Annotated in this window: 6 protein-coding genes; 2 read left to right on the top strand and 4 right to left on the bottom strand. The window is 64.3% G+C overall.

The genetic code is table 11. The features are described 5' to 3' along the window. Nucleotides 1-17 precede the first annotated feature (17 nt). Together QN413_RS23630 and QN413_RS23635 are read left to right on the top strand one after the other, a co-directional pair. A complete protein-coding gene (locus tag QN413_RS23630; protein WP_323499038.1) occupies nt 18-938 on the top strand; it encodes a tetratricopeptide repeat protein in 921 nt (306 codons plus the stop codon). A gap of 32 nt (nt 939-970) precedes the next feature. Continuing rightward, nucleotides 971-1,426, top strand: coding sequence for an META domain-containing protein (locus tag QN413_RS23635; protein WP_323499039.1), 456 nt, complete (start codon nt 971-973; stop codon nt 1,424-1,426). Nucleotides 1,427-1,468: 42 nt separating this feature from the next. Here the strand turns inward: QN413_RS23635 and QN413_RS23640 are convergent, their stop codons facing one another. The 4 genes from QN413_RS23640 to pyk form a co-directional block, all read right to left on the bottom strand. Then, nucleotides 1,469-2,374 carry a phosphoribosylaminoimidazolesuccinocarboxamide synthase gene (locus QN413_RS23640; RefSeq protein ID WP_323499040.1) on the bottom strand — a complete coding sequence of 302 codons (906 nt, stop codon included), beginning with the start codon at nt 2,372-2,374 and terminating at the stop codon, nt 1,469-1,471. Nucleotides 2,375-2,508: 134 nt separating this feature from the next. Beyond that, nucleotides 2,509-3,408, bottom strand: coding sequence for a fructose bisphosphate aldolase (locus QN413_RS23645; RefSeq protein ID WP_323499042.1), 900 nt, complete (start codon nt 3,406-3,408; stop codon nt 2,509-2,511). A 117-nt stretch (nt 3,409-3,525) separates the two neighbouring features. Continuing rightward, nucleotides 3,526-4,476, bottom strand: a complete 951-nt coding sequence (locus QN413_RS23650; RefSeq protein WP_323499044.1) for an alpha/beta hydrolase — start codon at nt 4,474-4,476, stop codon at nt 3,526-3,528. Nucleotides 4,477-4,723: 247 nt separating this feature from the next. Then, a partial coding sequence (gene pyk / locus QN413_RS23655) for a pyruvate kinase (RefSeq protein WP_323499045.1) occupies nt 4,724-6,165 on the bottom strand: 1,442 nt, incomplete at its 5' end.

The following is a 6,165-nucleotide window of genomic DNA, read 5'->3' on the forward strand; positions in this document are numbered from 1 at the left end:
ACCCTTACGTATTCCCGATGATCGACATCACCCTCGAAAACTTTCAGTCCGAACTCGTCGAAGGCTCGACGCCGATCCCGGTGCTGCTCGACATCTGGGCCGAATGGTGCGGCCCGTGCAAGCAGCTCGGCCCGGTGCTCGAAAAGCTCGAAGTCGAATACGCCGGCCGCTTCAGGCTGGCCAAGCTCGATGCCGACGCGGTGCCGCAGATTTCGGCACAGCTGAGCCAGATGTTCGGCGTGCGCAGCATTCCGTTCTGCGTGATGTTCAAGGACGGCCAGCCGGTCGACGGCTTCGTCGGCGCCCTGCCAGCCGAAAAAATCCGCGAGTTTCTCGACAAGCATGTACCAGCCGCGGCCGAGCTCGAAGCCGCCGAAGAAGAAGACGCAGCCTTGCAAGCGATGGCCGAGGGCGATATCGAAGGCGCGCTCGAAAAGCTGGAACACGCGGTCGCGACCGATCCGGCCAACGACGATGCCCGCTTCGACTTCGTCAAGCTTTTGCTGCAGGAGGGCCGCACCGATGAGGCCAAGGTCGCCTTCGCACCCGTCATCGCCAAAACCGCGGCGGTGCGCCGCTTCGACGCGCTGCAGCGCTGGATGTCGGCCATCGATTTCGCAGCGCCACCGGTCGGCGAGTTGCGCCAAGCCGCCGAGTTCGATTCGAAGATCGCCGCCAACAAGCGCGACTTCGAAGCCCGCTTCGGCCGCGCCCAGGTGCTCATGGCCGAGCAGCGCTGGACCGAAGCGATGGACGAGCTGCTCGACATCCTGATGCGCGACAAGACCTGGAGCGAAGAACTCGCCCGCAAGACCTACATCGCCATCCTCGAACTGATCGAGCCGCCGAAGGTGAAGGTTGCCGACGGACAGATTCCACCCGTCGATCCGACGGTGGCGACCTATCGGCGCCGCCTGAGCAGCGTCATCCTGAGCTGACTGCCTGACACCCTGAGCGCGGAACCATTGCCATGCACCTATCGATGATTCGTCTCGCACGCCTTTCAATCGGCACGCTGGTGCTCGCAGCCGTCAGCGCTTGCGGCAGCGGCATCAGTCTCGACGAGCCGATCGAGGGGCCGTCGTGGCTGCTGGTGCAACTCGGCGATCAACCCGTCGGGGCCGGCGGCGATCCGCGACGCGATGCACAAATCGAGTTCGACCGAAGCAGCGGCCGGGTGAGCGGTTCGGGCGGTTGCAACCGCTTTTCGGGCGGCTTCACACGGACCGGCAGCCATCTGAAGATTTCGCAGTTGGTCGCGACCAAGATGGCATGTCTGGACGGTGCCCGCACTGCCAACGAGATGCAGTTTTTGCAGGTGCTGCAGACAACAACGAGCTATCGGCTGGTGGGCCCGGGGCGGATGTTGCTGATCGACGCGAGCGGGCAGACGCTCGCGACATTGGCCGGCGCCACGGCGCGCTAAGCCGCTAGAGAACCCACACGCAGCGCGCTCGGCGCCGACGGGTCAGCCCGTCAGCCGCTGCAACGCTTCGCGATATTTCGCCGCCGTCTTTTCGATCACTTCGGCCGGCAGGCGCGGTGCCGGCGGCGTCTTGTCCCAGGGCTTGCCGTTGATGCGCGTGGCTTCGAGCCAGTCACGGACGAATTGCTTGTCGTAGCTTGGCGGATTGGTGCCAGCAGCGAACGCGGCCTCGTAGCCTTCGATGGGCCAGTAGCGCGAGCTGTCGGGCGTCAGCACTTCGTCCATCAACACCAACGTGCCGGCTTCGTCCAGGCCGAACTCGAACTTGGTGTCTGCAATGATCATTCCCTTGCCGAGTGCGATCGCAGCCGCCGCTTCGTAGATGGCGATGCTGGTTTCGCGAATCTGCTGCGCCATCAACGGGCCGACCACCTCGACCACGCGGTCGTAGCTGATGTTCTCGTCATGCTCGCCGGCAGCAGCCTTGGCGGCCGGCGTGAAGATCGGCCGCGGCAGCTTGCTCGCATTGCGCAAGCCCGATGGCAGGGGCACGCCACACACCGCATGGTTCTCCTGGTATTCCTTCCAGCCGCTGCCGGCGAGATAGCCGCGAACAACCGCCTCCACCGGTATCGGCTTCAGCCGCTTGACCAGCATCGAGCGGTCTTTGACCTGTGCCACTTCGTCGGCGGTGACCACGCTTTCGGGCGCCTCGCCGGTCAGGTGGTTCGGGCACAGATGGCCGAGCCGGTCGAACCACCACAGCGCCATCTGCGTGAGGATCACGCCCTTGCCCGGAATCGGCTCGCCCATGATCACGTCGAAGGCCGAAAGCCGGTCGCTTGCCACCATCAGGATGCGGTCGTTGCCCACCGCATAGTTGTCGCGCACTTTGCCGCGCGCGAGCAAAGGCAGGCTCTGGATGGAGGAAGTGTGGACGGTGGTCATGGGCAAATGCGGTGCAAAAACGGGACAGGCGACGCGCCGAAAAATCTCAAGGGAACTGAATTGTGCGCGCAGAAAAAAGCCACCTCGAACGGTGGCTTGCATGCCGGCAGCGCCGAAGCACTGTCGGTCTTGAGTCAGCCGACCGCTTCGCTGACAGAGGCGCGGTAGATCGACTCGATGGCAACGTCCAGCGCAGCATTGAAATCGGCATCCGACTGCTGCGCGCTCAGGCCTTCGGTCAGCGCGCGGCTGAAGCTGGCGATGATGCCGGGGTTGCGCATGAGGCGCGCATTGGCTTCGTCACGCTCGTAACCGCCCGACAGCGCCACCACGCGGACCACCTGCGGGTGCGCGACGAGTTCCCTGTAGAAACCGTCGACCGTCGGGATCGTCAACTTGAGCATCACCTTCGTGGCCGAGGGCAATGCATTCAGGCGCTCGATGAAACCCTTCTTCAAGATGACTTCAGCCTGTTCCTTGTCGGCCGCGCCGATTGAAACTTCGGGCTCCAGGATCGGCATCAGGCCGGCTTTCAGGATCTGCTGGCCGACGGCGAATTGTTGGTCGAGCACGGCGCCGATGCCCTTCTCATTCGCACCATTCACCACCGAGCGCATCTTGGTACCGAAGACGCCTTTGCCGGCCGCGCGGGCAAGCAGCGCGTCGAGTTCAGGCATCGGCTTCATGAGTTGCACGCCGTCGGCTTCGTTCGCCAGGCCCTTGTCGACCTTCAGAAACGGCACGACCTGCTTGTGCTTCCAGAGGTACTCGGCCGAGTCGATGCCGTCGATCTGACGGTCCATCGTGGCTTCGAACAGGATGGCGCCGAGCACGCGGCGGCCATCGAAGGCCGGACTGGTGACGATGCGGGTGCGCATCGCATGCACCAGGTCGTACATCTCGGCGTCGCCCTTGTAGGCGCTCTCTTCGATGCCGTACAGCTTCAACGCCTTTGGCGTGCTGCCACCGCTTTGATCGAGTGCGGCAATGAAGCCCTTGCCTTGGCTGACTTTGTCGAGTTGTTCCTGATTCACTGCGTCACTCTCTTGTTCATGCCGTGGCACGGCGGTATTTGGATGGTGAAAGATTGTATCGATGGCCCGTTCCGCGCCTGTCGGCGATAAAGCCGCAACAGCCTGCGGCGAACAAACTCAGTTGCCGCTCGTTGGGCGCGCACCGGCCTTTGCCGAGGCTGCAGAAACCGCCGGCGCTGCAGACAACCCCACGAACTCCATGATCGGCGGCAACACCGGACCGCCCAGCCATTGCAGCGGCTTGGCCACCGCACCGATCAGCGTGATATGGCTCAGGTCGTTGAATTCCCGCAATTGCACGGGTACGCCGGCGGCACGCAGACGGCTCGCCATTTGCTCTGTGTTCTGCACATAGTCGACCAGCTTGTCTTTGGTCGTGGCGATGAGTAGCGTGCGCGGTGCGGCGGCCGAGACGTGCGCCATGGGTTGCGAATCTGGCGGCGTGCCCGGCCAGTTGAAGGCGGCTTTCACCTGTGGGTCGATGGGCGGGAGAAAGTCGAACGGCCCGGCCAGTGCGATCCATCCGGCCAACTGCTTCGGGCTGGCGCCGACATCGGCCAACCAACGGTCATCGAGCGCGACCATCGCCGCGTTGTACCCGCCCGAACTGTGGCCCATCACGTAGACCTGCTTCGGATCGGCTCCCAGCCGATCCGCGTTGTCGAGCGCCCACTTGGTCGCCAGCGCGCTGTCCTGCACGAACACCGGGTATCGAAAGTCCGGTGACAGACCGTAGTCCGGAATCACCGCCGTCACGCCCCGCGCGGCGAGCGCCTCGCCGACGAACTTGTACATGGCGCGATCGCCGCTGCTCCAGGTGCCACCGTAAAAGAAAATTACCAGCGGCCGCGCTGCGTTAGCTGCCATCGCTGAAGCCAGGGGTTTGTAGATATCAAGACGCTGCCGTGCCGCGCCACCGTAAGCTACATCCCCCTCGAACCGGTAAGTGCTCGTAGGCACCAACCCGTTGACGATCTTGACCGGGGAACAAGCCGCCAGCAGGGCGGTAAGTAACGCTGCGAGCGCGACGCAAGCCAGCGAGCGCAATGGCAAAAGAGTGAAGTTCATCGGGCATGTACGCAGAACGACGCGCACTGGTTTCGAAAGGTGCGTGAGCTTGCACATTTCTGCGGCCAGGCCCGGTAGGACGCCACTTCAACCGCCCGCAGTCCCCGCACCCGAATCCAAGCCAAAGGCCGAAGGCCGGCGCCCTTCCGGAGACACCGCGGAACTGGCTTCGCCAGGCCGCTGGTGTCGCCCCCGGCAGGGGGTGGGAGTCGCGACACGCAGTGCGCAGCGACCTGGGGGCGAGCAACTATCTAGCGATGCAGATTTTCAACATGTTGGTGCCACCGGGCGCACCCATCGGTTCGCCGCAGGTGATCGCATACACGTCGCCGCTCTGCACTATGCCGCGCTGCTTCAGATGCGCTTCGGCCTGCTCCAGCGCGGTGTCGCGATCGGTCTGCGAATCCATCAGAAGCGGCCGCACGTTGCGGTACAGCGCCAGCTTGCGCTGCGTCGCCAGCCGCGAGGTCAACGCGTACATCGGGATGTGCGCGCGGTGGCGGCTCATCCAGAGCAAGGTCGAGCCCGACTCGGTCAGCGCCACGATCGCCTTGGCGCCCAGGTGATGCGCGGTGAACAGCGCACCCATCGCGATCGACTGGTCGATGCGCGTGTAGTTCTTGCCGCTGAAGTCGGCGTCGAGCTGCAGGTCTTCGGCGGCCTCGGCGGCCTCGCAGATGCGGCTCATCTCCTGCACGGTTTCCAGCGGGTAGCGGCCCGATGCGGTCTCGGCCGAGAGCATGACCGCGTCGGTGCCGTCGAGCACCGCGTTGGCCACGTCGCTCACCTCGGCGCGCGTCGGCACGGGGTTGGTGATCATCGACTCCATCATCTGCGTGGCGGTGATGACGACCTTGTCCAGCTCGCGGGCCATGCGGATCATCTTTTTCTGCAGCGCCGGCACCGCCGCGTTGCCCACCTCGACTGCCAGGTCGCCGCGCGCCACCATGATGCCGTCGCTGGCGCGGATGATTTCTTCCAGCTTGGGAATCGCCTCGGCGCGCTCGATCTTGGCGATCATGCCGGGGCGATGGCCGTACTCGGAACCCGCCACGTTGCACAACTGGCGCGCCATTTCCATGTCGGTGGCGTTCTTTGGAAAGCTCACCGCCACGTAGTCGGCCTGGAAGCTCATCGCGGTCTTGATGTCTTCCATGTCCTTGGCCGTCAACGCGGGTGCGGTCAGTCCACCGCCCTGTTTGTTGATGCCCTTGTTGTTCGACAGCTCACCGCCCAGCTTGACAGTGGTCATGACCAGCTCGCCCTTGACCGCATCGACCACGAGCACGATCAGCCCATCGTTCAGCAGCAGCCTGTCGCCCGGCTTGACGTCGCGTGGCAGGTCTTTGTAGTCGAGGCCGACGCCGTTGATGTCGCCTGGCTCCGTGCGCGCCGCATCGAGGATGAACTTGGCGCCCGGCTCCAAGAAGACCTTGCCTTCGGCGAACTTGCCGACGCGGATCTTCGGGCCCTGCAGGTCGGCCATGATCGCCACCTCGCGCCCGGTCTTGCGTGCCGCCTCGCGCACCATCGCTGCGCGATTGATGTGGTCCTGCGCCGTGCCATGGCTGAAGTTCAGCCGCACCACGCTGACCTTGTTCAGGATCATTTGCTCGAGGATCTCGGGCGTGTTGGACGCAGGGCCGAGGGTGGCGACGATCTTGGTGGCGTGGCGGGGAACGCGGGGGG

This window comes from Variovorax sp. LG9.2 (genome assembly GCF_035018885.1).
Taxonomy (GTDB): Bacteria; Pseudomonadota; Gammaproteobacteria; order Burkholderiales; family Burkholderiaceae_C; genus Variovorax.

Excerpts from the sequence above, each read along its gene's own strand:
- QN413_RS23630 (WP_323499038.1), top strand. The coding sequence starts at position 18 with ATGATCGACATCACCCTCGAAAACTTTCAGTCCGAACTCGTCGAAGGC.
- QN413_RS23635 (WP_323499039.1), top strand. The coding sequence starts at position 971 with ATGCACCTATCGATGATTCGTCTCGCACGCCTTTCAATCGGCACGCTG.
- QN413_RS23640 (WP_323499040.1), bottom strand. The coding sequence starts at position 2,374 with ATGACCACCGTCCACACTTCCTCCATCCAGAGCCTGCCTTTGCTCGCG.
- QN413_RS23650 (WP_323499044.1), bottom strand. The coding sequence starts at position 4,476 with ATGAACTTCACTCTTTTGCCATTGCGCTCGCTGGCTTGCGTCGCGCTC.